Origin of the sequence: Streptomyces alanosinicus (assembly GCF_014650595.1) — a bacterium.
Taxonomy (GTDB): Bacteria; Actinomycetota; Actinomycetes; order Streptomycetales; family Streptomycetaceae; genus Streptomyces; species Streptomyces alanosinicus.
Genome location: NZ_BMVG01000008.1, coordinates 299,505 through 323,988 on the forward strand (window position 1 = coordinate 299,505; position 24,484 = coordinate 323,988).

Here is a 24,484-nt window from a genome sequence, read left to right on the forward strand (position 1 = left end):
CACCCCTCCTGAAGGAGCACGTGAGAAGTCTGGTTAGCATATGAGCGCTCCCTAGCTCGAAAGATGGATCCGTGACTGTCAACGACGACTCGTTCACCAACTGGAAGATCCGCGAGGAGATCGCGGAGTCGATGATCCCGCTCATCGGGAAGCTGCACCGCGAGCGGGACGTGACCGTCCTGCTGCACAGCCGCTCCTTGGTGAACAAGTCGGTGGTCAGCATCCTCAAGACGCACCGTTTCGCCCGGCAGATCGCCGGCGCCGAGCTGTCCGTCACCGAGACCATGCCGTTCCTGGAGGCCCTGACCACGCTCGACCTCGGGCCCTCCCAGATCGACCTCGGCATGCTGGTCACCACCTACATGGCCGACGAGCGCGGCCTGAGCGTGGCGGAGTTCACCGCCGAGGCCGTCGCCGGCGCGACGGGCGCGAACAAGATCGAGCGCCGTGAGCCGCGCGACGTCGTCCTGTACGGCTTCGGCCGCATCGGCCGGCTCGTCGCCCGGCTGCTGATCGAGAAGGCCGGCTCCGGCAACGGCCTGATGCTGCGGGCCATCGTGGTGCGCGGCGGCGGCGCCGAGGACATCGTCAAGCGCGCCTCGCTGCTGCGCCGCGACTCCATCCACGGGCAGTTCCAGGGCACGATCACGGTCGACGAGGCCAACAGCACCATCGTGGCCAACGGCAATGCCATCAAGGTGATCTACGCCGACGACCCGAGCGCCGTCGACTACACCGAGTACGGCATCCGGGACGCCATCCTCATCGACAACACCGGCAAGTGGCGCGACCGCGAGGGCCTGTCCAAGCACCTGCGCCCCGGTATCGAGAAGGTCGTCCTCACCGCGCCGGGCAAGGGCGACGTCCCGAACATCGTGCACGGCGTCAACCACGACACTGTCAAGCCGGACGAGCAGATCCTGTCCTGCGCCTCCTGCACCACCAACGCGATCGTCCCGCCGCTGAAGGCGATGGACGACGAGTACGGTGTGCTGCGCGGCCATGTGGAGACCGTCCACTCGTTCACCAACGACCAGAACCTGCTCGACAACTACCACAAGTCCGAGCGCCGCGGCCGCTCCGCGCCGCTGAACATGGTGATCACCGAGACGGGTGCCGCTTCCGCGGTCGCCAAGGCCCTGCCGGACCTGAAGGCGCCGATCAGCGGCAGCTCGATCCGGGTGCCCGTGCCGGACGTCTCGATCGCCATCCTCAATCTGCAGCTGGCCCGCGAGACCACCCGTGAGGAGGTCCACGACTACCTCCGCGAGGTGTCGCTGACCTCCCCGCTCAAGCGCCAGATCGACTTCACCACGGCGCCCGACGCGGTCTCCAGCGACTTCATCGGCTCGCGCCACGCCTCGATCGTGGACGCCGGCGCCCTCAAGGTCGACGGCGACAACGCGATCCTCTACCTCTGGTACGACAACGAGTTCGGCTACTCCTGCCAGGTCGTCCGGGTCGTCCAGCATGTGTCGGGCGTCGAGTACCCGACGTACCCGACGACGGCGGTCTGACGGCGTCCCGCCCCGCAGCACGACGGCCGCCGACCGGGGTCTCCGGTCGGCGGCCGTCGTGCTGCGGGGCGTGCGCTCAGGCCTTGGCGGGCTTGGCGCAGGAGCCCGCGGCACACGCCGTGAGCCACTGGTCGAAGTCGGCGTCATAGCGGGTGCCGATGCCGTCGTGGTAGACGGCGTATCCGCCGGCGTAGTCCCCGACGCGGAAGCGGGCGAGCATGTTCTGGATGTCGTCGGGATGGTTCTCGGCCATGTAGCGCACGGCGAGATAGCCCCACGGGTAGGTGCGGATCGTGTCGCTGTTGTCGTAGGTGTTCTCGAAGAGGGTGCTCAGCTTGTACGTGTGCCGAGCCGCCTCCTGGACCGCCTGGTCGTCGGCGATGTTCCGGTAGCCGTAGGACACGTACTCCGCGAGGCCCTCGATCCACCACACGTCGGGCACCGAGATCTGCTGGTCGAAGGGGCCCTTCATGTCGTCGCGGCCGTCGAGGAAGTGCGTGTACTCGTGGTTGAGGTTCCAGATCCGGGCCGTGAAGCCGTCGTCGGAGCCCTTCTGGTACATGATCGACGTGGTGTGGTTGTCCGGGTCGGACGGGTTGCCGTCGAGCGTGATGCCGCCGTTGTCGGTGCTCACGCCCCAGATCGCGCCGGCGTAGGTCTGGTAGTCGGCGCGGCTCGCGAAGACCACGAGCTGGATGGCGGAGACGTACTGGCCGGGTATCGGGCCGTCGGCCTTCACCAGGCCGCGGAAGTAGCCGTCCTGGTGCAGCACGCTGGCGCAGACCGCGTCGAGGTCGGCGTCCGTGAGGTCCTGGGCGAGGATGCTGTGGTCCGCGTCGCAGGAGTGGGTGATCGGCAGGGCGGCCGCGGTCAGCTTGGCGGGCAGGTCGCAGACGTCGTAGTACGCGCAGTCGCTGCCGTCGTAGGCGTTCGCCTGCGTGGCGACGGCCACCCAGAGCGCGGCCGTCGGGCCGGTGATCGCGGACTGGTCCAGCAGATCCTTGGCGAGCGGCTTCACGGTCGCCTGGAGTTCCGGGTGTTCGACGTAACGGGCCAGGTTCATCCCCGCGTTGGAGTCCAGGAAGGCATTGCCGGTGCCGAGCAGGTCCGTGTGGTCCAGGGCGAACTCGTGCAGGGTGTCGGTGATCGACGGGTCCGCGACGACCGCCTTGACGTAGTCGGGGTTCCAATTGCCACGCCACAGCGGGGTGTAGACGTCGTTGATCGCCCTGACCATGCTGTCCACGGAGTCGTACGAGCTGTCGTAGGCGCTCAACAACCGCTCGTAGACGGGAAGATAGCGGCCCTGGAGGTCGGCGCTGTCGGTGAGGATGACGGTCTCGCCGAGGATGTCGCCGTTCACCGCCGACACATCGTTCGAGTGCGAGCGGGCGAAGAAGGCGTCCAGGCCGGCCGAGACGGCCTTGGTGAGCCGGGCGCCGTACGTGCCCACGTCCCCGGGATGGTTGAACTGCGCGTAGTAGCCGGCCCGCAGGAAGAGGACCAGCTGTTCCAGGCCGCCGGAGTCGTCGCCGCGGTACTGTCCGGCCGTGCGCGTGAACGCGGCCGCCACACTGAGCATCTGGGCCTCGACGAAGACGTTGTGCGCGTCCTGGCCGGTCACCGAGAACAGGGTGTTGACGCAGTCCGTCGTCGACGCCTTCACGAAGGCGACAAGGGCGGAGCCGCTGCGGCTGCCGAAGTCGCCGGGCGTACAGGAGGCCGCCCTCGCGGCCTTGCGGGCCGGAGCGGGTGACAGCGGCCGCAGGGGCGGGAGTTGGGCCGGACTGAGCCGCCGGGCCTGGCTCGCGGGACGCTCGGTGACGGCGTTGGCCGCGCCGGCCGGCGACGGCACCGGCACCTGCGCGCGGGACTGTGGGGCGGCACCGGTGTGCGGCTGCGGCGCCGCCAGCGCGGGCGTCGACAGCAGCCCGGCCAGGGTGACGCAGACGGCCGCGGCGCCGGCCACGCGTGCGGACGTACGGCGGTGTGTGCGGCCGGGCATGCGTCTGGGCGGCGCGAAGCGATAGCGCATCTGGATTCCTCCACGAAGGGATGCGCCTCGGTGGGGTGTTGAGGCGTGTGTGGCACTGTCTCAGCGAGCCACCCGCCCCAACAATGCCGTGTGACATAGCACATGGCATTGACCGCTCATAACATCATGGATCGCTCATGACATCGCGGTGCGCCGTCGACCATGCGCCATTGGCAGTGCGCCATGGACCGTGCGCCAATGACCCCACTAGGCCCCGGTGACGCTCCAGGTGCGCGAGGCCCAGGCGCGCAGGTGGGGTGCCTGGGCGACGAGATCGCGATAGGCGGCCGTGGCGGACTGGGAGAGGGCCTCCATGACCTCGCCGGTCACGGTGTCGGGCCGCCAGGCCAGTACATAACGGCACCACAGCGGGGAGCCGACCAGCGGCTTGACCACGACGTGCGGGATCGGCCGCAGCGTCGGCTGGACGAGGGACACCCCGAGGCCGTCGGCGATCATGCTCTGCAGCTGGGTCTGGTCGCCGAGGAACTCGTGCACGGTGACCGGTGTGAAGCCGGCCGCCGCACAGGCGTCGTAGAACACACCTGGCCAGCCGGCCCCGTCGTCCGGGGTGACGAACCACGCGTCCTCGGCCAGATCGGCGAGCTGGACCTGCGCGCACTGCCGCAGCCGGTGCCGGGAGGGCAGGGCGACGAACGTCGGCTCCGTGACGATCCCGCGGTGCCGCACCGCGTCGGAGTGGCGCAGCTCCATGCCCGGATAGTCGGCGGCGATGGCCGCGTCCACCGAGCCGTCCTCCAGCAGCTCGACGATCCGCGAGGAGGCGTAGACGCTGGTGACCGCGACGGACAGGTCCGGCAGCCGGGTGCGGATACGGGAGACCGTCCCGGACAGCATGGGCGAGTTGGTCGCCGCGACGCGCAGACTGCGGCGGGGCGGCGCGGCGGCCGGCCGGTGGCCGATGGCGTCGGCACGGGCCAGCACGTCGCGGGCCTGGGCGACGACCTCGACGCCGTAGCGGGTCGGCCGTACTCCGCTCGTGCCGCGTTCGAAGAGCGACTCGCCCAGGTGGCGTTCGATGCGCCGCAGCTGGGTGCTCACGGCGGGCTGCGAGTAGCCGAGCTGTGTCGCGGCGCGCCCCACACTGCCGGCGTCGGCGATCGCGCACAGCACCCGCAGGTGCCGCAGCTCCAGCTCCATCGCACCACTCCCCGTTCCCGTCCCCGGCCGGCCCCGCGAGATCCGTTCGCCCCGTCCGGGAAAACGCGTGCTCACAGGCACCGCCGGCCGTGGTCGCGGCCGGCGGACCGAAGCGTCGCACCGTGCCGCGTCCGGCACAAGTCGCAGGTCCGCCGACCTCGGGCCCGCAGGTCCGCCGGCCGTGGCGCCGCCCGGTCGGTGTGCGGGCCGGCCCCTTGCACAGCACGCCCGGGTTCACGGCACGCCCAGGTCCACGGCACGCCCGGGCCCGTTCGGCTCAGCGCCGGCCCAGGACCTCCGCGACCCGGATGAAGCCGTCGGTGCCGTGGCCGAGGCCGATGGTGCGCCGGGCCAGGCCCTCCGCCGCGCGCATCACGCCCGCGTCGATGCCATGGGCTTCGGAGAGGCCGATGACATGGCTCATGGTCGAGGCGGCCGAGGTGAGGGGATTGATCGCCCCGGAGTAGCTGCCGTCGTCGGCGTCCTGCGCGAACTCGGCGAAGAGCGGGGGCAGGATCGCGCCGATGCCCTGCGCGAAGGGGGCGAGTTCGCCGGCGGTGACCCCCTCGGCCCGGGCGATCGCCACAGCGTGCGCATAGCCCGCCATCGCCGTCCAGAAGAGGTCGAGCAGCGCGATGTCGAAGGTGGCGGCGCGCCCGATCTCCGCACCGAGGTGGGTGTGCCCGCCGCCCAGCGCCGCCAGCACGGGCCGGTACTCCTCGTACAGCTCCCGCGGTCCGCTGTACAGGAAGACGGCTTCGGGTGTTCCGATGCTGGGGGCCGCGGTCATGATCGCGCCGTCCAGGTAGCGGATGCCGTGCTCCTCGGCCCACCGGGCCGTCCGCCGGGCCCGGTCCGGGGTGTCGGCGCTCAGGTTCACGACGGTATGGCCCTTGAGCGCGCGGGTGACGGAGTCGGGGCGCAGGACGGCGTCGGCCGCGTCGTAGTTCACCACGCAGACCACCGTCAGATCCCCGGCGGCCACCGCCTCCTCCGCCGTCGCGGCGCCGGCCGCGCCCTGCGCGATCAGTTCCCGGTCCCTGCCCGGTGTGCGGTTCCAGACCGTGGTCCGCAGCCCCGCCCTCAGGAACGCGCCGGCCAGCGCGCGGCCCATCGGACCGAGACCGAGCACGGTGACGGAAGGAAGATTCGTGGACGTGGACATGTTTCAACTCCCCGTAGAGACAGACAAGGTGGCCGTACGGCCTGGTGGGAAAAGAATGAGGACGCCAATGACACGCAGCCGCGCCCAGGACCCGGACGTCTGCGGAGTGACCGCCGCGATCGCCGTCATCGACGGCAAGTGGAAGACGTCCCTGCTCTGGCTGCTGGAGTCCGGACCGCACCGGCCCGCCGAACTACGGCGCCGGCTGCCGGGGTTGAGCGAGAAGGTGCTCACTCAGGCGCTGCGCGAGATGGCGGAGGACGGGCTGGTGCACCGGGAGGTGTACGACGTGCTGCCGCCGAAGACGGTGTACACGCTGACCGGTCTCGGCCGCGATCTGTCCGAGGCCCTGGGCCCTGTGTCCGACTGGGGACATGGGCACCTGGACCGGCTGCGCGAACGCGAACGCGAACGCGAGGCGGCTTCCTGACCCAGGGTCAGTTTCCTGGCACACCATCGCACCCACCTCCTCTCGCGCTGTCGCCCTCGCCCCTGACCTCGTGAAACAGCCTCTCCCGGCCGGGCGGCGCTGCCAAGTACGCACAAAAAAGTGGGTGTCCGCCGGCCGACGGGCCACACCGGTACGAGGTGGTCAGGGCCTGCTGGTCGTCGGGCCGGGCCATGGTGGCCGTCAGGACGAGGGCGGTGACGCGCTCGACGACGCTGTGGCGGGCGGCAGGGCCGCCCAGGATGCGGCCGGCCGTAGGCGCCGGCGGTACTGCTGCCGGCACCGTGGGCCAGGACGAGGCCGGAGCCGGAGCCGAGGCGGGTGGCGGACGCACGCCAGTTCGTGTGCGGGCGGCGTTGCCGCCGACCGAGCCGATGGCCGGCACCGGTCGCGGCCGGACACCGCCGCCTCGCCCGGTCCCGTCGGGCGAGGCGGCGGTGTCCGGGTCAGGGCACCAGGACGGCCTTGCCCTGGTTGCGGTGGGCCTCCAGGTCGGCGTGGGCCCGGGCGGCCTCGGCGAGCGGGTAGGTACGCCAGACCGGCACGGTGAGCTGTCCGGCGGCGGCCAGTCGCACCAGCTCCGGCAGGTCCGCTCCACCCTGATCCGCGGTGCCGGCGCTGAACCGGACGCCGTGCTGCGCGGCGGCCATGTCGGCGATGGTGATGACCTTGTCCGCGTCGCCGGTCAGGGCGACGGAGCCGGCGAGCACGCCGGCACCGGAGGCGTCGAACACGAAGTCCACGCCGCCCGCGGCGGCGGCCGCCACCCGCTCCGCCCAGCCGTCGCCATAGCGGACGGCGGTGGCTCCGAAGCCGGTGACGCGCTCCAGGTCGCGCTCGGCGGCGGTGCCGATGACGGTGATCCCGCGGGCGGCGGCCAGCTGGACCGCGAGGACGCCGACGCTGCCGGCGGCGCCATGGACGAGCAGGGTCCGGCCGGCCTGGACGCCCAGCCGGCCCAGCACGCGGGAGGCGGTCAGGCCGACGGTGACCAGCGAGGCGGCGACCTCCCAGGACAAGGCCCCGGGCTTGGCCGCCCGCCGCTCCAGCAGGGCGTACTCGCCGTAGCCGCCGCCCACGGTGGCGCCGAGGACCTCGTCCCCGACCGCCGCGTCGGCGCCCTCGCCGACGGCGTCGACGACACCGGACGCGTCGAGGCCGGGGATCACGGGGAAGTCGGCCGGGGCCATGCGGGCCATCAGGCCGGACCGGAGCTTCATGTCGATCGGGTTCACGGAGGCGGCCCTGACCTTGATGCGGACCTGGCCCGGGCCCGGCTCCGGCGGGCTGACCTCGGTCAGCCGGAGCACCTCGGGCCCGCCGTACTCGGAGTAGGTGATTGCTTGGGACATCGGGAACTCCCGGTTGGAGATCGGAGAGGGGAACCGCACGTTCTGTCTCACCGTGCGACCCTGGGGGCGGGGCCGCCGCTCAGGCGGTGAGGGTGGGGTAGTCGGTGTAGCCGCGGTGGTCGCCGCCGTAGAACGTGGCCGTGTCCGGCGTGTTGAACGGGCCGCCGGCGGCGAGGCGGGCCGGCAGGTCGGGGTTGGCCAGGAACAGCGCGCCGTAGGCGATCAGGTCCGCGCTGCCGTCGTCGAGCAGGTCCAGCGCCTCGGGGCCGGTGGCGGCCGGGTGGGTGAAGGGGTTGAGAACGAAGGTGCCGGGGAACCGCTTGCGCAGCTCCCGGGTCAGCTCCCGGTCCGGGCCCTCCATCAGGTGCAGATAGGCCAGGTCCAGGCCGGCGAGTCGGTCCAGCAGCGCCCGGTAGACCTCGGCCGGGTCGGGCTCGGCGATGTCGTTGTACGGGTTCCCGGGCGAGATCCGCAGTCCCACCCGGTGGCTGCCGATCGCCTCGGCCACGGCAGTGACCACCTCGACGGCGAAGCGGATCCGGCCCTCGGCGGCGCCGCCCCAGGCGTCGGTGCGCCGGTTGGTGTTGGGCGCGAGGAACTGGTGGACCAGGTAGCCGTTGGCGCCGTGGATCTCCACGCCGTCGAACCCGGCCTCGACGGCGCCCCGGGCCGCGGCGGCGAAGTCGTCGACGGTCTGCCGGATCTCCGCCTCGGTCAGCTCCTTCGGCGTCACGAAGTCCTTCGGTCCCTCATGGGTGAAGACCTGCCCCTGGGCCGGCACCGGCGACGGAGCCACCGGCACCAGGCCCTCCGGCAGCAGGCTCGGGTGGCCGATCCGGCCGGTGTGCATCAGCTGCGCGAAGATCACCCCGCCCTCGCGGTGCACCGCGTCGGTCACCTGCCGCCACGCCGCGATCTGCTCCGCGGAGTGCAGGCCGGGGGTGTCGGGGTAGCCCTGGCCGACCGGCGAGGGCTGGATGCCCTCCGTGACGATCAGCCCGGCGCCGGCCCGCTGTGCGTAGTAGGCGGCCATCAGATCCGTCGGGCTCGCGCCGGCCCCGTAGGCGCGGCTGCGGGTCATGGGCGCCATCGCGATGCGGTTGGCCAGGCGCTTGCCGCCCAGATCGATCGGTTCGAATGCAGTGGTCATGGCTCAAGCCCTTCAGGTGGTGGATGCCGGTCGAATTACCTGTCCGAACAGTAAAGTGCCCGAGAAGCATTCCACAAACCGGCATGACGACCATCACAAGGAGGGACACAAGGAGGGGAAACTCGCGCGAATTCGCCGGTCTGCCCCACCGAGATCCGTAGCCAGGCACCCGGTGAGAGGTATCCTGTTCGAGCAATATTCACGACGGGAACAGGGGCGTTCAGACCATGACGGAGTCCGCAGCCAGCAGTGAGGGGTGCCCTCAGGCCCTGGCGAGCGGGGCCATCCCCCTGCCCGCGGCCGCCGTTGGCGGACCCATCAGTCACGCGATCTTCCGGGTGGCCCGCACCCACCGCATGATCGCCGGGCACCTCCTGCGCCGCGTGGGTCTGCACCCTGGCCAGGAGCTGGTGATGATGCAGCTGTGGGAGCTCGGACCACAGCGACAGGTCGACCTCGTCCGGCTGCTCGACTCCGACGCCGCCACCATGACCCGCACCATCCGGCGCCTCGAACACGCCGGTTTCGTCCGCCGCTCCCCCTGCGCCGACGACAAGCGCGCCTCCGTCATCGAGGCCACCACCGCCAGCCACGCCCTACGCAAGGAGGTCGAGCACCTCTGGCGCCAGCTGGAGGACGCCACCGTCGGCGACACCGGCGACGACGAACAGGCCACCGTCCTGCGCGCCCTGGAGGACATCGAGCAACGGCTCGTCCGCGCCGCCGCACGGCTCGGCACCTGACGGACCACGACGACGACGGCCACCGACCAGTTAAAGTGCGCCCTCATTTGCCTAAATGCTTTAGGTATCTCCATAATCACTTATGGCAGAGAGGGGAGAGCAGATGGTTCGCGCAGGTCTGACGACCGAGCGGCTGGTGCGTGCGGGCGCCGAGCTGGCCGACGAGGTCGGCTTCGAGCAGGTCACCCTGTCCGCGCTCGCCCGGCGGTTCGACGTCAAGGTCGCGAGCCTGTACTCGCACCTGAAGAACTCCGGGGACCTCAAGACCCGTATCGCGCAGCTGGCTCTGCGGGAGCTGGCCGACCGCGCCGCCGACGCGCTCGCCGGCCGGGCCGGCAAGGACGCCCTCACCGCGTTCGCCGACGTGTACCGCGACTACGCCCGTGCGCATCCCGGCCGGTACGCGGCGACCCGCCACCCGCTGACCCCCGAGGCGGCGGCCGCGAGCGCGGGCGGCCGGCACGCCGCGATGACCCGCGCCATCCTGCGCGGTTACGACCTGGCCGAGCCCGACCAGACGCATGCCGTCCGGCTGCTCGGCAGCGTCTTCCACGGCTACGTCAGCCTGGAGCTGGCCGGCGGATTCAGCCACAGCGCCCCCGACTCCCAGGAGTCCTGGACCCGCATCCTGGACGCCCTCGACGCCACACTGCGCAACTGGCCCGGCGACTGACCCGTACGAGCCCTTCGAGCGCCCGCTTCGCATCCTCGCGACCTCTTCGAAACGCAGGCCGACACCATGCACACCACCCCGATCACGCCCGCACTCCTGCGTGGCGCCCTCGAACTGGAACGCACCGCCCACGGACTGCTGCCGCACCGGCTGCCCGCCCGCGCCCGCGCGCAGTGCGCCGATCCGCAGCTGGCCATGGTGGAGTCCCAGCCCTCCGGCGTACGGCTGGTGCTGCGCACCCGCGCGACCGTCGTCGAACTGGACGCCCTGCCGACCAAACGGGTCTACGTCGGCGTACCGCCCCGCCCGCAGGGCCGGTACGACGTGCTCGTCGACGGACGTCCGGCCGGCGGCGGCCACATCACCGGCGGCCACACACTCACCATCGACCTGAGCGACGGCACCGCCGAGCACCGGCCGGGCCCCGTCGGCACGCTGCGCTGCACCGGGCTGCCGGACACCGACAAGGTCGTGGAGATCTGGCTGCCGTACGACGAGAGGACCGAACTCGTCGCCCTGCGCACCGACGCGCCCGTCGAGCCCGTACCGGACCCGCGCGGCACGGTGTGGCTGCACCACGGCAGTTCCATCAGCCATGGCTCGACCGCCGCGAGCCCGACGACCACCTGGCCGGCGCTCGCCGCGTCCCTCGGCGGGGTGGAACTGATCAATCTGGGCCTGGGCGGCGGCGCCCTGCTCGACCCGTTCACCGCTCGCGCGCTGCGTGACACACCCGCCGGTCTGATCAGCGTCAAGCTCGGCATCAACGTGGTCAACGCCGATCTGATGCGGCTGCGGGCATTCGGTCCGGCCGTGCACGGCTTCCTCGACACCATCCGCGAGGGACACCCCGACACCCCGCTGCTCGTCGTCTCGCCGATCCTGTGCCCCATGCACGAGGACACGCCGGGCCCCAGCCTCATGGACACCTCCGCCCTCGGCGAGGGACGGCTGCGGTTCCAGGCGGCCGGGGACCCGGCGGAGACGGCGAGCGGGAAACTCACCCTGGGCGTCATCCGTGCGGAGCTGGCCCGGATCGTCGGCGAACGGTCGGCCGAGGACCCGCACCTGCACTACCTCGACGGCCGCGCGCTGTACGGCGAGGCCGACTTCGGTGAACTGCCGCTGCCGGACGGGCTGCACCCGGACGCCGCCGCGCACCGCCGCATGGGCGAACGGTTCGCGGCTCTGGCGTTCACTCCGGGCGGGCCCCTCGGGGGCGGCGCCGGCTGACGTGTACGGGCCTCCTCACACCAGGTGGGCGAAGACCACCAGGTTGTCGGTGTAGTCCTTGGCGGATGTGTCGTAGGCGCCGGCACAGGTGATCAGCCGGACCTCGGGACGGTCGGCGTCGGCGTAGACGCGCTTGCTCGGGAAGTCGTCCTTGGAGAAGGTCTCGGTGTCGTCCACGACGAAGTCGGCGTCGCGCCCGTCGGCACGCTGCACGGTGAACTCGTCGCCGGGCGACAGATCGTCGAGGTTGGCGAAGACGGCCGCGGAGGTCGTCGTGTCGACGTGCCCCGCGATGACCGCGGTGCCCTTCTCACCGGGCGAGGCGCCCTTGGCGTACCAGCCGACGAGGTTGGTGTCACCGGCCGGCGGCGGTTCGAGCTGGCCGGTGTCGCCGATGGACAGGGTGGTGAAGGGGGCATCCACCGAGATCTCGGGGATGACAAGACGGGTCGGTTCGGATCGGGGCAGGGACGTGTCGGCCTCTTGTGTCGGGGCCGTGGACGGCGTGCTCGCGCCCGCTCCCGCACCGGAGCTTGAGCCGGCGCCCGCTCCCGAGCCCGAGCCCGAGCCTGCGCCCGAGCCTCGGGGCGTGTGCCACGTATGCCACGTATGCGTCCCGCCGGCCCGGGAGGCCTGCGAGGCGCCGTCCGAGCCATGGTGGCCGCCGAACACACTGACGACGAGGAGGACGATCGCCACGCCCCACAGCGTCAGCCGCCCGCCACGGCCGGAACTCCGCCCGTCCGCGGGTGTTTGCGCGGGGGTCGGGGAGGAGGGTTCTGCTGCCATCGGACACCACCTCACTCGGGCACGGCAGCACGGGGATCAGGACAGGGGGCGCCGGGCAGAGGGTCCGGCGCGCAGGGGGTGACGTACAGGGGGCTCCGGCATGGTCGGTCCGGTGCACAGCGGGTACGTACGTGCGGGGGCTTCGGGGGACCGCCCGCCTGGGGCGGGCCGCCGACGCGGTGGACACGTCGGCGGCTGCCGCAGCCTCTGGAAGGAAGGAGAGTCAGGTCAGTTCGACGGCTGGCCGGCCTTCCTGCGGCGCAGCACGTACATCCCGCCTGCGCCTACGGCCAGTACGGCCAGGCCACCCGCGGTGACACTCGGTGTGGCGAGCGCGCCGCCACCCGTGTGCATGCCGCCGCGCGGCGAGTCGTGCCCACCGCGGCCGTGGTCGTCGTCGCCGCCACGCCCGTGGTCGTCATCGCCGCCCCGGCCGTGGTCGTCGTCACCGCCCTTGCCGCCGTGGTCGTCGCCGCCCCGGCCGTGGTCGTCGTCGCCACCACGGCCCGAGCCGCCCCAGGCGTCGGTGCGCACCGTGGCGAGCGCTCCGCCGCCCGTGTGCACGCCGCCGCGCGGACCGTGTCCGCGGCCGTGGTCGTCGTCGCCACCCCGGCCGTGGTCGCCTTCACCACCCTTGTCGCCGTGGTCGCCTTCACCACCCTTGTCGCCGTGGTCCTCGTCGCCACCGCCCTTGCCGCCGTGGTCGTCGCCGCGGTCGTCGCCCCTGCCGTGGTCGTCGTCACCCGAACCATGGGCGCCGACACGCACCGTGGCGAGCGCGCCGCCGCCCGTGTGCACGCCGCCGCGCGGACCGTGTCCGCGGCCGTGGTCGTCGTCGCCACCCCGGCCGTGGTCGCCTTCACCACCCTTGTCGCCGTGGTCCTCGTCGCCGCCACGGCCGTGGTCGTCATCGCCACCCCGGCCGTGGTCGTCGTCATCGGAGCCATGGTGGCCGGCACGCGCCAGGGCGAGCGCTCCGCCACCCGTGTGCATTCCGCCGCGCGGGCCGTGTCCGCGGCCGTTGCCGTGGTCTCCTCCGTGATCATTGTCGTTGTCGTCACCGCGGCCATGGTCGCCGCCCTTGCCGTGGTCGTCGTCACTTCCGTGGTCGTCGCCGCCACGGCCGTGGTCGTCGTCGGAACCGCTGTCGTGGCTCCGGCTGTGCGAGGAGTCGTCGCGGCCGCCGTCGTCACCCGAGGTGACGGCGAGGGCGGCGCTGGGAACTGCGAAGGCGAGGGCGGCGGTGGCCGCCGCCGTAGCCAGAAGCATGCGGGCAGAACGCATAGCGATGTCCTTCCGCCGTGACCGGGCAGCCGATACCTCATCAGCTGGATAGCCCGGCCTCGACATGAACCACCGTCAGTGAGCACTTCGACTCCCACCATTCGAGCCGCCCAGCCGGGTCACCGAGCCACCCGTCTGACCCAGTGATCGCGCTCCCCATGCCCTCGTCCGGGCGAATCGCCGGGCGTGGCGCACCCCTCGCACCGGGACCGGCCCGCGGGCCGGTCGGCGACAGCGCCGCGGCCGGCGGGAAGCGGCCGCCGGATCCCCCGGACGGACCTCACCGCCACCGAGGACGCCGCACCGTCCAAGGCCCCCAACTCCCCTGACGCACCGTGCAGTTGATGCTCCGCCTCCGCCGGTGCCGGACCCATGGAGCACTCGCTCCTGTCGGGAGCGGGCGATCGGCCGCCGCCCTCCCCGGCCGCGGTCGGCGGGCATGGCCGCGGCGGCGCCGAGCGCGGTGTCTGTCGTCCGGATCGGCCTCGGGGACACATATGGAGCACAGGGCACCGCTTCCTGACACACAGTCGGCCTATCGGCGCCCACCGCCGCGCCCGCCGGTACCTCCTTCCGCACCACCCCGCGGAGGACGCCGGTACCCCTTCTGGCTCCCCCGCCCCGCTTGTTATGACTGCCGTCATAACGCAGGCTGGTGCCGACAGCACGGCAGACCGACGCGGTGGAGGAAGCGGTGGCGGACACGAGGGCGCGGGCCCTGTGGGAGCGGTACGAGCCGGTGCACGACCTCGTGTACTGCGCACCGGAGGTCCGCCGGGCGACGGACGCGCTCGGGATGCGCGGATTCTGGATGGGGTACTTCGCGCTGCGCGCGGCACCGCTCGGCGCGGCTCCCCCGTCCGTCGTGACGAGCAGTTTCTACGTCTTCCACGCCACCCGGGTGACCCGGGCCCTGCCGGACGCCTGGGGGTATGCGACACCGGCCGAGGTGCTGGCCGCCCGCCTCGACGCGCTGGACGCGGCGATGACCGCGCTGTTCGGGGCGGAGATCGTCGGCTCGGCCGATTTCGCCGAGGCGGCCGACCTCGCCTGGGCGGCCGCCGCCGGGGCGGACACCGCGGGCCGGGTGCTGGCCGCCGCCAACCAGGCGCTCAAGCGCCCGGACCGCCCCGCCGCCCGGCTCTGGCAGGGCCTGACGACGCTGCGCGAGCACCGGGGCGACTCCCATGTGGCGGTGCTGGTGGGCCAGGGACTCGGACCGGTCGAGGCCATGGTGCTCAAGGCGGCGGCCGGCGAGTCCGACGGGGCCCTGCTGCGGGAGACCCGCAAGTGGGAACCGGTGGACTGGGACGCGGCCACGATACGGCTGCGCGAGCGCGGGCTGCTCGCGGCCGACGGTTCCCTCACCCCGGCGGGGGCGAACGTGCGCGCGGAGGTGGAGGCACTGACCGACGCGGCGGCCGAAGGCCCCTGGACCGTGCTCGGCACCGATCGCACCGCACGCCTGGCCGCTCTCCTGGAGCCCCTGGCGCGCCGGGTCGAGGACTCGGGTCTGCTGCCGCCGGGCAATCCGGTGGGGGTGACCCGGGGCCCGTACCCGGCCCGCCGCTGAGCACGCTCCGGGCGGGTCCGTCGGGGTGCCCCAGGGCATGTCCCCGGTCAGCTGCCGCCCGGCCGTGTGCCGGACCGGCCCGTACGGCGCCCCGCCCGCTGTGCCGGGCCGGGGCGTCGTACGGTCACGGGGTCCGCCCGGCTACCAGGTCACCGGCAGCCGCTCGGGGATCCGCTTCATGAAGCCGGTGCGCCAGACCAGTTGGCCGGACGGGACGGCGAGCGCGAGGTCCGGGAGCCGGTCGAGGAGGACCTCCAGGGCGATCCGGGCGTGCGCGCGGCCGAGCGCGGTGGCGGGGCAGTAGTGGGCCCCGCCGCCGAAGGAGAGGTGGTCGGCCGTGTTGTCGCGGTGCACGTCGAAGCGGTGCGGGTCGGGGAACTTCTCGGCGTCGAGGTTCGCGCCCTCCACCAGCACCAGGACGAGTTCGCCCTGTTTCACGTCGACGTCACCGAGCCGGACGTCTTCCAGCGCCAGGCGCGGCAGGGCGTCGCCGATGGAGAGATTGACCCTCAGCAGCTCCTCCACACCCGGGCCGATCAGGTCGGGGCGGTCGCGCAGGAGGTCACGGGCGATGGGGTGGGTGAGCAGGTAGACCAGCGCCATCGCGAGAAAGCCGGAGGTGGAGATCACACCGGCGCCGAACATGGTGACCCCGACAGTGGCCAGCATCTCGTCGCTGAGATGCGCGTACTCGGGGTCGTCGCGCAGCGCGGCGAGTTCACCCATGAGGCCGTGCGTCGCCGGGTCGTCGAGCAGGGCCGTCATCCGGGCGATGTCACGGTCCCAGTTGATCTTCGCTCCGGTGACCGGGCACGGCGCGTTCATGAAGGCGATGTCCAGGCTGCGCAGGAACGCCGGGGCTTCGGTCTGCGGGATGCCGAGGACATGGCAGTGCATCCCCGCCGAGTACGGCTCGCAGAACGCGCCGCGCAGATCGGCCGTCGGGCCGTCAGCCGCCATCCGGTCCACCAGCCGGTGCGCCTCCTCGCGCAGCCACTCCAGCAGACCGGGCGTCTTGGGATTGAGCGCCTTCAGCACCGCCCGGCGCAGTCCGGCGCCGGTGATGTTGCCCATGTTGTTCACGACCTCGGGCGGGATCGTGAGCGCGTACTGCCGGGGTGCTCCGGCGGCGGAGGTGTCCTTCAGCGAGAACCGGTCGTCCTTCAGTACCTGCGCGCACAGGTCGTACGACGACACCAGCCAGGCCTCGGCTCCGGCGATGGTCCGTACGCGCCGTACGGGGGTGGCGGCGCGTATCTCCTCGACCTCGGCGGGGACCTGGGTGCCGTCCCAGGAGAACGGGAAATCGAGCAGGGGCGCCTCGTCGGCGCGGGTGCCGGGGGCGGCGGTCATGCCACGGCTCCTTCCAGGACGGCGGGGGTGACGGCGGGGGTGACGACGGCGTGGCCCTGGTTGCGGGAGGCGCGCAGGCCGGCGCCGCGGGAGTACAGCAGCTCGGCCATCGGCAGCAGCTGGTGGTAGCAGTTGAGCGAGGACGGCACCTTGAGGATGGCGGGGGTGTCCAGGAACAGCGGTGCCTCGGCGCACACATAGTCCAGGCACACGTCCCGCATGTGCTCGGTCGGCGCCTCGCCGCGGGCGCTGAGGAAACGATTCACCAAGGAATCGCAAACGGCCCGGAAGGCGCCGTCGTCGGCCAGCCGGTCCTTGAGCTGCCGGTGGATCTCCTGATAAGCGGGGTTGGTGCGGAACTCCGACATCGGGTGCCAGTCCAGCCGCAGTCCCTCCGGGTCCGCCGTCGTCACCGCGTCACGGACCTTGGCGCGCACACCGCGCAGGTTCTTCACCGCCTTACGCCGGGCCTCGTCCGGCGGATACCCGGATGCCTCGTACATCTCGGCGACGTACAGGTCGGTGTAGACGAAGTCGACCCTGTCGAAGTGGTCCAGTCCCCAGCGGGCGAGGTCGTGCAGGCGGCGGGCCGAGAAGTAACTGTTGCCCGGAGACACACCGATCACGGCGTGCGCGCCCTCACCCAGGATGACCTCGCAGTGGGAGGTGTACGGCTGGACTTCGAAGACGTCGGCCATCAGCACGGATGCTGTGGTCAAAGGGGAAAGCCTCCGCCGCGTGCTAGTCCCGGCGGGGCCCTGTGCCCCCGGTGTGGCTGCGCGGCGCCCTCACGCTAACCGCATGAGATCAGCACGGGCAGTTACTGCCCGGTTTTGGCCGAAAACAGTTGTAGCAATGCTCGAAGTTCCATGCACCGTGCATCTGTTGGCGGTCGTACTCTGGGGCCGTGGTCAACCGAGACGAGGCTCACGAGGACGCGGGCCGGGCGGCGTCCCGGCTCACCGGGCGTCCGGTCACCGGCGCGCGGGCGGCGTCCGGATCACCCGCCGAGGTCACCCTGGACGGCGGCGCCCGGGTGATGGTCAAGCGCGGCGACGCGCCCGGGGCGGTACAGGCCGAGGTGGCGGGACTGCGCTGGCTGGCCGCGGCGGGCACGGTCCGGGTGCCGGCGGTGCTCGGTCACGACGCGCGCTGGATGGTGACCGAGCGGGTGCCGACCGGGCGACCGGACCCCGCGGGGGCCCTGCGTTTCGGCCAGGCCCTGGCGGCCCTGCACGCGGCCGGCGCACCGCACTTCGGGGCGGCACCGCCCGACGGCCCCCAGGACGCCTTCATCGGCCTCGCCCCCATGCGCAACGCGCCGGGCACCGACTGGCCCCGCTGGTACGCCGAGCATCGCGTCCTGCCCTATGTGCGCGGGGCGGTCGACCGCGGCACGCTCCGGCCGGGCGAGGCGCCTGTGTTCGAGCGGGTCTGCGTACGGCTGCCGGAGCTGGCGGGCCCGCCCGAGCCGCCCGCGCGGCTGCACGGCGACCTGTGGAACGGCAATGTCCTGTGGGGCGCCGACGGCGAGGTCCGGCTCATCGACCCGGCCGCGCACGGCGGACACCGGGAGACCGATCTGGCGATGCTCCGGCTGTTCGGCTGCCCGCTGCTGGACCGGGTGCTCGCCGGGTACGAGGAGGCGGCCCCCATGGCGCCGGGATGGCGCGAACGGGTGGGCGTCCACCAGCTGTTCCCACTGCTGGTGCACGCGGTGCTGTTCGGACGCGGATACGCCGAGCAGGCCCTGGCGGCGGCCCGGGGCGCACTGGCGATGTGACGCCGGCTCAGCCGATTTTTCCGGCCCGGGCGGGCAACTTCCCGGGCGGCGCCGACGTCCTGAGGCTTGCGGGCGCGCCGTCCCGCACGCCCGGCGGGACGGTGTCGTGCCGTCCCCGTGTCCCAGGGGCCGTCCGGCCCCCTCCGACCTGCGATTACGCAGAGTGAGGAAACCAATCACCCGTTCGATTCGTATAAGGACGTGAAAGCCGAATCAGGGAGAGACCATGCAACCGTTCACGCTCAACTACGCGCGCCCCGCTGTGCAGTTGGACGTCACCACTCCGTACGCGTACGACTCCGGACTGCAGTTGAACGTCCTCCCGGACGGGCGGATCGCCGCCACCGACCACGCGACCCTGAAAGCTCTGGGGACCACGACGTCGACCGCCGGGTCCAAGACCCACTTCGACGACTGAACCGCGGGCCCCGACTGATGACCGTGCTCATCCTGACCAGTGAAGAAGACGTGACGGCGGACATGGTGGTCCTCCGGCTGGGCGAGTCCGGAGTGCCTGTCGTCCGGCTCGATCCCGCCGATCTGACCACCGGGGTGGCGCTGTCGGGCGAGTTCGTGCAGGGCGCCTGCCGTGGACATCTGTCCGTCGGCGGGCGCCTCGTGAGCATGAGCGGTCTGCGCTCCGTGTGGGTGCGCAGGCCCGGGGAGGCGGCCGCTCGCGCCGCCCAGCCGTCCGCCTGGCTGACGGAGGAGTCGGCACAGGCGCTCTACGGCATGCTGCGCACCACCGACGCCCGCTGGATGAACCATCCGGACGCCTCCCGTCGCGCCCGGCACAAGCCCTGGCAGCTGCATCTCGCCCAGCGCAGCAGCCTCGCGGTGCCCGCCACGCTGATCACGACGTTCCCGCAGGCGGCCCGGGCGTTCGCGGAGCGCTTCCCGGACCTGGTGGTCAAACCGGTGTCCGGCGCGCATCCACAGGAACCGCCGCGTGCGGTGCCGACCAGCCGGGTCGCGCCGGACACCGACTTCTCGGCGGTGGCCTTCGGTCCGACGCTGCTGCAGCGGCGGATCGCCAAGCGGGCCGACATCCGGCTCACCGCCGTCGGCGACACCCTGCTGGCCGCGCGGAAGCCCGCCGATCCGGACGCCCACCCGGACGAGGTGGACGTCCGTTTCGCCGCTTCGGTCTCTCCCTGGCTGCCCGTGGACGTGCCCCCGCGCGTCGCCGAGGGCGTACAGCGGTACATGAGGGGCGCGGAACTGGCCTACGGCGCATTCGACTTCGCCGAGGACGCCGACGGGATCTGGTGGTTCCTGGAGTGCAACCAGTCGGGCCAGTTCGGGTTCGTCGAGATGGACACAGGTCAGCCCATCGCCGCGACGATCGCCGCGTGGCTCGCCGGGGACCGGGATCCGGACGGCAGGTGTGCGCAGGACGGCCGGAGCGCAGCCTCTTGAGGGTGCGGGGATCGGCTCGGAGAAAGGAACGCTTCATGCGCATCGGACTGCTGGGAACGGGCCCGTGGGCGCGGGCCGCGTACGCCCCCGCCCTCTTCGGGCACCCCGGCGTGGAATTCGCCGGGGTGTGGGGCCGCCGGGCCGAGGCGGCCACCGCGCTGGCCGGGGAGTACGCGGTGCCCGCCTACGGCGACGTGGACGCGCTGCTGGCCGAGGTGGACGCGGTGGCCGTGGCCCTGCCACCGTCCGTGCAGGCCGAGTTGGCGGTGCGTGCGGCGCGGGCCGGCCGTCATCTGCTGCTCGACAAGCCGCTCGCGGTGTCGGTCGCGCAGGGCCGGGCCGTGGTGGCGGCGGCAGAGCGGGCCGGGGTGGCCTCGGTGGTGTTCCTCACCACGCGCTTCCAGAAGGAGCCGGAGGCCTGGATCGAGGAACAGGCGGCCACGGCGGGCTGGTTCACGGCCCGCGCGCAGTGGCTGGGGTCCGTGTTCACTTCCGACAGCCCCTTCGCGGGCTCGCCCTGGCGGCGGGAGAAGGGCGCGCTGTGGGACGTCGGCCCGCACGCCCTGTCGGTGCTGCTGCCGGTCCTCGGCGACGTACGGCAGGTGGTGTCGGCGGCGCACGGTCCCGCGGACACCGTGCATCTGGTCCTCGACCACGCCACCGGTGCGTCGAGCACGCTCACGCTGAGCCTGACGGCACCTCCCGCGGCGGCCGGGGCCGATGTGGAGCTGCGGGGCGAGGCGGGCGTGGCGCTGATGCCGGGGAGTTCCGAAGGAGCGGTGCCGGCACTCTGCCGTGCCGTCGACACCCTGCTGACGGCCGCCCGCACGGGGCGCCCGCACGCCTGCGACGCCGCGTTCGGCCTCCGCGTCACCGAAATCCTGGCCACGGCCCAGGCCCGCCTGACCGCCGATGGCGAGGAGTGCCTGTCCGGCGGACCGGGTCGCGGGAAAGCGACGGTGCCCCGTCGGCGGGGGTGAGCGGGGGCCGGTGCCCGGGCGTCCACCGTGCGTCACCCTGTCTCCGGCTGGGTGCGGACACCGTGCGACCGGGCCGCGACCGGGCGCTCCAGCGCGGCGGCCATGGTGTTGTCGCAGGCGGGAGGCCCGGGTGGGGCTGGCGGCGTAGCTTGGGGGTGTGACATCGGTGCGCGGCGGGTGGTCGCGTCGGAACCGGGAAGAACGCGGCTGGTTGCGCGGCGCACCGCCACCGCGGTGGGTGCGAGTGCTGCCGGTGCTGCTGCTCGCAGTCGTCAGTACGGCCACGCTGATCACCTCGCACGCCCGTGACCTGGGCTTTCTGCTCGGGGCCATTCCGCCGCTGGCTGTCCTTTCGTACGGCCCGCTGGCCACCGCGCTGCTCGGCACCGCGGCGGTCACGGTGCTGAACATCCCCGCCACCCATCTGAACCGCCCCGGCAACACCGATCTGCTCACCGTCGTGTTCGTGGCCGCACTGAGCGTGTTCGTGTCGTATGTGCGCAGCCGCCGGGACGCCCAGCTGGACACGGAGCGGGCGATCGGCGAGGCCGTGCAGCGGGCCGTGATGCCACCGCTGCCGGACCGGGTCGGGATCGTGCGGTGCTCGGGTTTCTACCGGGCCGCGCAGGACGGGACGCTGGTGGGCGGGGACTTCTTCGACGTGCGGGACGGGCCGTACGGGGTGCGCGCGGTGATGGGCGATGTGCAGGGACACGGGCTGACGGCGGTCGCGACGGTGGTGTCGCTGCTGGGCGCGTTCCGGGAGGCGGTGCTCGACCAGGGCGACCTGGAGTCGGTCGCGGCGCGGATGGACCGCAGACTGACGGTGGACTCGGCGGGTGCGCGGCACGGGGAGCTGTTCGCCACGGGGGTGCTGCTGGAGTTCTCCCCCGACGGCCGCGCGGTGCGGGTGGTGGCCTGCGGCCATCCGGTGCCCGTCCTGCTGCACGAGGGCCATGCCGTGGAGGTGACGGTGGTGTCGGGACCGCCGCTGGGGCTCGGGCTGGCCGACGCCGGCCCGCCGCGGGAGATCACCGTGCCGCTCGCGCCGGGCGACCGGCTCTTCCTCGCCTCCGACGGGGTGTGGGAGGCACGGGACTCCAGCGACACGTTCTATCCGCTGCCGGCGCGGCTGGGCGCGCTGGCCCGCGCGGTCCCGGCCGAGCTGCCGGGCATGGTGTGGGCGGATCTGGCCCGTCTGGGCTGCGAGGTCCGGGACGACGTCACGATGCTGGTGCTGGCGCCCGAACCGGCGGCCGCCCACCGCGGCCCCCGTCCCTGACCTGGCCCGGAAACAGCGGCTGCCTGAGGGCCCCTGCCCTCAACTGACGAACCATCAGCCGGAGTTCGAACGTCCCGGCTCAAACGCCAGGCCTCGCCACCCTTCCGCCGGGCGGGGAAATCCACCAGCATGCATATGCCGGGTTGGCGTGCAGGCGCACGGAGTGCCCGGTCACGACCGTTCCCCGCACCGGGCGCGGGCGAACGAGGACACCCGGAGCAGTGCATGACGAACACGATGTGGATGCGGGGCGTGGAGTGGCTGGCCGCCGCGGCGGTCGACCCGCGCTCCTGCGCATGGCAGTGGGATCACGGCGAGGGCATCGCGCTGCTGGAGGCGGGCCGCTTCTGGGACGTGCTGAGCGTCCCGGACCGGCTGGGTCTGCTCACGCTCGACCTGTTGTGGCGGCCCGGAGCGCCGGTGCCGGGGCCGACGCTGGTCGACACCGCGGCCGGCCGCGTCGGTTTCTTCCTGCCGCCGGACCCGTCCGGGGGCTGGGCGGGCTCCGGTCTGCGGTACGCGACCAAGGGAGCCTGGGTCGCCGTACCCCCGCCGTATCGGCCCGCGCGCTTCCTGGAGTGGCTCGTGCCGCCCGACGGCACCGGCGCGCTCCACTCGCCCGGCGCCCTGGAAGGGGCACTGCGCCAGGCCACCGGCTCCCTCACCGTGCTCGCGCCACTGTGCGGGCGGTGACGGTTCAGAGACGCTCGGACGTGACGCGTCTGCCCGTCGTGGGCCCGGGGAAGGAGGGGCGCGGCAGGTCCGGTTCCGCGGGTACGGTCCGGCCCTGGGCCCGCCACTCGGCGACGAGCCCGACATAGATCGGCTCCCGGGCCCCGTCCGTCTGGGCGGGCCGGCCCGCCCGGCGGAGCCGCGTCGGCCGGTCGATCCGGTCCGGCCGCGCCAGGCGGTTCGGCGGGTCATCCAAGCGGTTCATACCAGGGCAACGCCCGTGGACCGCCGCGGCTACGCCCCCGCGCCATCGCCTCACCGGGTCGAGTGAGGCCGTCCCTCGAACGGCCCATCCACCGGTCGGACAAGCATCCCGCCGACCGGTGCCGGAGCCGGCCCCGTCACCCGTCCACCCGACGGGCGTGGCGAGGACAGCGCTCCTATGCTGGGAGGGTCCGGGCTCCGACGCCCCGCTCACCGCACGTTCGGCTCTCACGTGCTTGGAGTCAGCCCATGCCGTCTTCGTCCGCGCGCCTGCGCCGGGGGGCCACGATCGCCGTACTGGCGGCGACACTGGCGGGGCCGCTCCCCGCCGGGGCCGCCGTGACTCCTCCTGGCGCCGTGCCGGCCGCGCTCGGCGCGGACCCGCCCGGCCCGTCCCCCTCGGACTCGCCCAGCCCGTCCCCCTCGCAGCCCGGCGTCCGCGCGCTCACCCCGCAGGTGGCACGCCAACTCGACGCCGCCGTACAGAAGGTGATGCACGAGGCGGACGTGCCCGGTGCGACCGTCGGCATCTGGACGCCGGGACAGCCGGGTTACGTCCGCTCGTTCGGCGTCGCCGACAAGAGCACCGGCCAGAAGATGGCACCGGACATGTACCTGCGTATCGGCAGTGAGACGAAGACGTTCACCGTGACGGCACTGCTGCAGCTGGTGGACCAGAAGAAGGTCGGCCTGGACGACCCGATCGGCAGGTACATCGGCGGTGTGCCCAACGAGAACAGGATCACGCTGCGCGAACTGGCCGAGATGCGCAGCGGACTGTTCAACTACTCGCAGGACGCCGGCTTCTTCACGGCGCTGACCTCCGACCCGCAACGGAGCTTCACGCCCGAGCAGTTGCTCGCCTACGCGTTCAAGCACGCGGCGATATTCCAGCCCGGCGAGAAGTTCTCGTACTCCAACACCAACCTGATCCTGCTGGGACTGGTGGTGGAGAAGGTGAGCGGACAGCGGCTCGGGGACTACATCACGCAGCACATCCTCGCTCCGGCCGGCATGCGGCACACCGTGTTCCCGGCCGGGGACGAGTTCCCCACCCCGCATGCGCAGGGCTACACACGGCAGACGGCGAACGGCAAGGAGGCCGACGCGGCCGGCTGGAATCCGTCCTGGGGCTGGGCGGCCGGCGCGATGATCTCCACCCTGGACGATCTGCGCACCTGGGCGCCCACGGTGGCCACCGGCCGGTTCCCGGACGGGAGCCGCATGGTCAGCGCCGCCGCCCAGAAGCAGCGGCTGATCACCCCGTCGACCAGCTCGGTCAAGGGCGCCGGGTACGGCCTGGGCATCTTTGACGTACAGGGATGGATCGGCCACAACGGATCCCTGCCGGGCTACGAGTCGTTGACGATCTATCTGCCGTCGACGCGGACGACACTCGTCGCGCTCCTCAACACCGACAACGACTACCGGTCGCAGGAGCCCAGCACCGTGCTCGGTGAAGCGATCACGAAGATCATCTCCCCGGCGCATGTGTACAACCTGCCCATGACACACGGGGGATGAAGCACGCGGGCGGGAGACGCCGCGCAGCGGACATCGGCAGGACCGGGCGTCCCGGCCGGGGCGCGGGGCCGCGACCGGTCCCCC

Annotated in this window: 23 protein-coding genes; 14 read left to right on the forward strand and 9 right to left on the reverse strand. The window is 72.5% G+C overall.

Translation table 11 applies throughout. The features are described from left to right. The first annotated feature begins 71 nt into the window (after positions 1 to 71). Positions 72 to 1,517 carry a glyceraldehyde-3-phosphate dehydrogenase gene (locus tag IE277_RS20235; RefSeq protein WP_189954353.1) on the forward strand — a complete coding sequence of 482 codons (1,446 nt, stop codon included), beginning with the start codon at positions 72 to 74 and terminating at the stop codon, positions 1,515 to 1,517. A gap of 76 nt (positions 1,518 to 1,593) precedes the next feature. Here the strand turns inward: IE277_RS20235 and IE277_RS20240 are convergent, their stop codons facing one another. The 3 genes from IE277_RS20240 to IE277_RS20250 all read right to left on the reverse strand — a co-directional run bounded on the left by IE277_RS20240 (position 1,594) and on the right by IE277_RS20250 (position 5,878). Further along, on the reverse strand, positions 1,594 to 3,552 hold the full coding sequence (locus IE277_RS20240) for a collagenase (RefSeq protein WP_229881831.1): 1,959 nt from the start codon (positions 3,550 to 3,552) through the stop codon (positions 1,594 to 1,596). A gap of 207 nt (positions 3,553 to 3,759) precedes the next feature. After that, on the reverse strand, positions 3,760 to 4,713 hold the full coding sequence (locus IE277_RS20245; protein ID WP_189954355.1) for a LysR family transcriptional regulator: 954 nt from the start codon (positions 4,711 to 4,713) through the stop codon (positions 3,760 to 3,762). 277 nt (positions 4,714 to 4,990) lie between these two features. Further along, positions 4,991 to 5,878: an NAD(P)-dependent oxidoreductase gene (locus IE277_RS20250; RefSeq protein WP_189954356.1), complete on the reverse strand. Its 888-nt coding sequence runs from the start codon at positions 5,876 to 5,878 to the stop codon at positions 4,991 to 4,993. Positions 5,879 to 5,945: 67 nt separating this feature from the next. Here IE277_RS20250 and IE277_RS20255 point away from each other — a divergent pair, with 67 nt between their 5' ends. Then, positions 5,946 to 6,308, forward strand: coding sequence for a winged helix-turn-helix transcriptional regulator (locus IE277_RS20255; RefSeq protein WP_189954359.1), 363 nt, complete (start codon positions 5,946 to 5,948; stop codon positions 6,306 to 6,308). A 464-nt stretch (positions 6,309 to 6,772) separates the two neighbouring features. Here IE277_RS20255 and IE277_RS20260 read toward each other — a convergent pair whose 3' ends face one another. Together IE277_RS20260 and IE277_RS20265 are read right to left on the reverse strand one after the other, a co-directional pair. After that, entirely contained in the window at positions 6,773 to 7,678 is a 906-nt protein-coding gene (locus IE277_RS20260) for an NADP-dependent oxidoreductase (RefSeq protein ID WP_189954361.1), read from the reverse strand. A 79-nt stretch (positions 7,679 to 7,757) separates the two neighbouring features. Beyond that, complete coding sequence (locus IE277_RS20265; protein WP_189954363.1) at positions 7,758 to 8,828, reverse strand: alkene reductase; 1,071 nt, start codon at positions 8,826 to 8,828, stop codon at positions 7,758 to 7,760. A gap of 227 nt (positions 8,829 to 9,055) precedes the next feature. Between IE277_RS20265 and IE277_RS20270 the strand changes: the two genes are divergently transcribed. The 3 genes from IE277_RS20270 (at position 9,056) to IE277_RS20280 (ending at position 11,477) form a co-directional block, all read left to right on the forward strand. Continuing rightward, complete coding sequence (locus tag IE277_RS20270) at positions 9,056 to 9,571, forward strand: MarR family winged helix-turn-helix transcriptional regulator (protein ID WP_189954365.1); 516 nt, start codon at positions 9,056 to 9,058, stop codon at positions 9,569 to 9,571. Positions 9,572 to 9,674: 103 nt separating this feature from the next. Further along, positions 9,675 to 10,244 (forward strand): TetR/AcrR family transcriptional regulator, encoded by a 570-nt coding sequence (locus IE277_RS20275; RefSeq protein WP_189954368.1) that lies wholly within the window; start codon positions 9,675 to 9,677, stop codon positions 10,242 to 10,244. Positions 10,245 to 10,310: 66 nt separating this feature from the next. Next, positions 10,311 to 11,477 carry an SGNH/GDSL hydrolase family protein gene (locus IE277_RS20280; RefSeq protein ID WP_189954371.1) on the forward strand — a complete coding sequence of 389 codons (1,167 nt, stop codon included), beginning with the start codon at positions 10,311 to 10,313 and terminating at the stop codon, positions 11,475 to 11,477. A 15-nt stretch (positions 11,478 to 11,492) separates the two neighbouring features. Here the strand turns inward: IE277_RS20280 and IE277_RS20285 are convergent, their stop codons facing one another. Further along, positions 11,493 to 12,266, reverse strand: coding sequence for a class F sortase (locus tag IE277_RS20285; protein WP_189954373.1), 774 nt, complete (start codon positions 12,264 to 12,266; stop codon positions 11,493 to 11,495). Between the two features lie 372 nt (positions 12,267 to 12,638). On the opposite strand from IE277_RS20285, the gene IE277_RS20290 reads away from it, so the two are divergent. Continuing rightward, on the forward strand, positions 12,639 to 13,571 hold the full coding sequence (locus IE277_RS20290) for a hypothetical protein (protein ID WP_189954375.1): 933 nt from the start codon (positions 12,639 to 12,641) through the stop codon (positions 13,569 to 13,571). Positions 13,572 to 14,205: 634 nt separating this feature from the next. Next, entirely contained in the window at positions 14,206 to 15,123 is a 918-nt protein-coding gene (locus tag IE277_RS20295; protein ID WP_229881833.1) for an SCO6745 family protein, read from the forward strand. 141 nt (positions 15,124 to 15,264) lie between these two features. On the opposite strand, the gene IE277_RS20300 is transcribed toward IE277_RS20295, so the two are convergent. Both IE277_RS20300 and IE277_RS20305 read right to left on the reverse strand, forming a co-directional pair. After that, a complete protein-coding gene (locus IE277_RS20300; protein WP_189954377.1) occupies positions 15,265 to 16,476 on the reverse strand; it encodes a cytochrome P450 in 1,212 nt (403 codons plus the stop codon). Then, positions 16,473 to 17,195 carry a cyclodityrosine synthase gene (locus IE277_RS20305; protein WP_229881834.1) on the reverse strand — a complete coding sequence of 241 codons (723 nt, stop codon included), beginning with the start codon at positions 17,193 to 17,195 and terminating at the stop codon, positions 16,473 to 16,475. The genes IE277_RS20300 and IE277_RS20305 overlap by 4 nt, the downstream gene beginning before the upstream one ends. Positions 17,196 to 17,383: 188 nt before the next feature. Here IE277_RS20305 and IE277_RS20310 point away from each other — a divergent pair, with 188 nt between their 5' ends. The 6 genes from IE277_RS20310 to IE277_RS20335 all read left to right on the forward strand — a co-directional run bounded on the left by IE277_RS20310 (position 17,384) and on the right by IE277_RS20335 (position 22,633). Then, positions 17,384 to 18,259, forward strand: a complete 876-nt coding sequence (locus IE277_RS20310; protein WP_189954378.1) for a fructosamine kinase family protein — start codon at positions 17,384 to 17,386, stop codon at positions 18,257 to 18,259. 226 nt (positions 18,260 to 18,485) lie between these two features. Then, positions 18,486 to 18,677 (forward strand): putative ATP-grasp-modified RiPP, encoded by a 192-nt coding sequence (gene tgmA, locus IE277_RS20315; RefSeq protein WP_158918144.1) that lies wholly within the window; start codon positions 18,486 to 18,488, stop codon positions 18,675 to 18,677. 17 nt (positions 18,678 to 18,694) lie between these two features. Further along, positions 18,695 to 19,678: an ATP-grasp ribosomal peptide maturase gene (gene tgmB, locus IE277_RS20320; RefSeq protein ID WP_189954380.1), complete on the forward strand. Its 984-nt coding sequence runs from the start codon at positions 18,695 to 18,697 to the stop codon at positions 19,676 to 19,678. A gap of 35 nt (positions 19,679 to 19,713) precedes the next feature. Beyond that, on the forward strand, positions 19,714 to 20,658 hold the full coding sequence (locus tag IE277_RS20325; RefSeq protein WP_189954382.1) for a Gfo/Idh/MocA family protein: 945 nt from the start codon (positions 19,714 to 19,716) through the stop codon (positions 20,656 to 20,658). Positions 20,659 to 20,815: 157 nt separating this feature from the next. Next, a complete protein-coding gene (locus IE277_RS20330) occupies positions 20,816 to 21,940 on the forward strand; it encodes a PP2C family protein-serine/threonine phosphatase (RefSeq protein WP_189954383.1) in 1,125 nt (374 codons plus the stop codon). Positions 21,941 to 22,165: 225 nt separating this feature from the next. Beyond that, positions 22,166 to 22,633 (forward strand): hypothetical protein, encoded by a 468-nt coding sequence (locus tag IE277_RS20335; protein WP_189954384.1) that lies wholly within the window; start codon positions 22,166 to 22,168, stop codon positions 22,631 to 22,633. Positions 22,634 to 22,637: 4 nt separating this feature from the next. Here the strand turns inward: IE277_RS20335 and IE277_RS20340 are convergent, their stop codons facing one another. Beyond that, the gene (locus IE277_RS20340; protein ID WP_189954502.1) at positions 22,638 to 22,868 is read right to left on the reverse strand and encodes a hypothetical protein; all 231 of its coding nucleotides are present in this window, start codon (positions 22,866 to 22,868) and stop codon (positions 22,638 to 22,640) included. Between the two features lie 257 nt (positions 22,869 to 23,125). On the opposite strand from IE277_RS20340, the gene IE277_RS20345 reads away from it, so the two are divergent. Beyond that, complete coding sequence (locus IE277_RS20345) at positions 23,126 to 24,400, forward strand: serine hydrolase domain-containing protein (RefSeq protein ID WP_189954385.1); 1,275 nt, start codon at positions 23,126 to 23,128, stop codon at positions 24,398 to 24,400. The last annotated feature ends 84 nt before the right edge of the window (positions 24,401 to 24,484 follow it).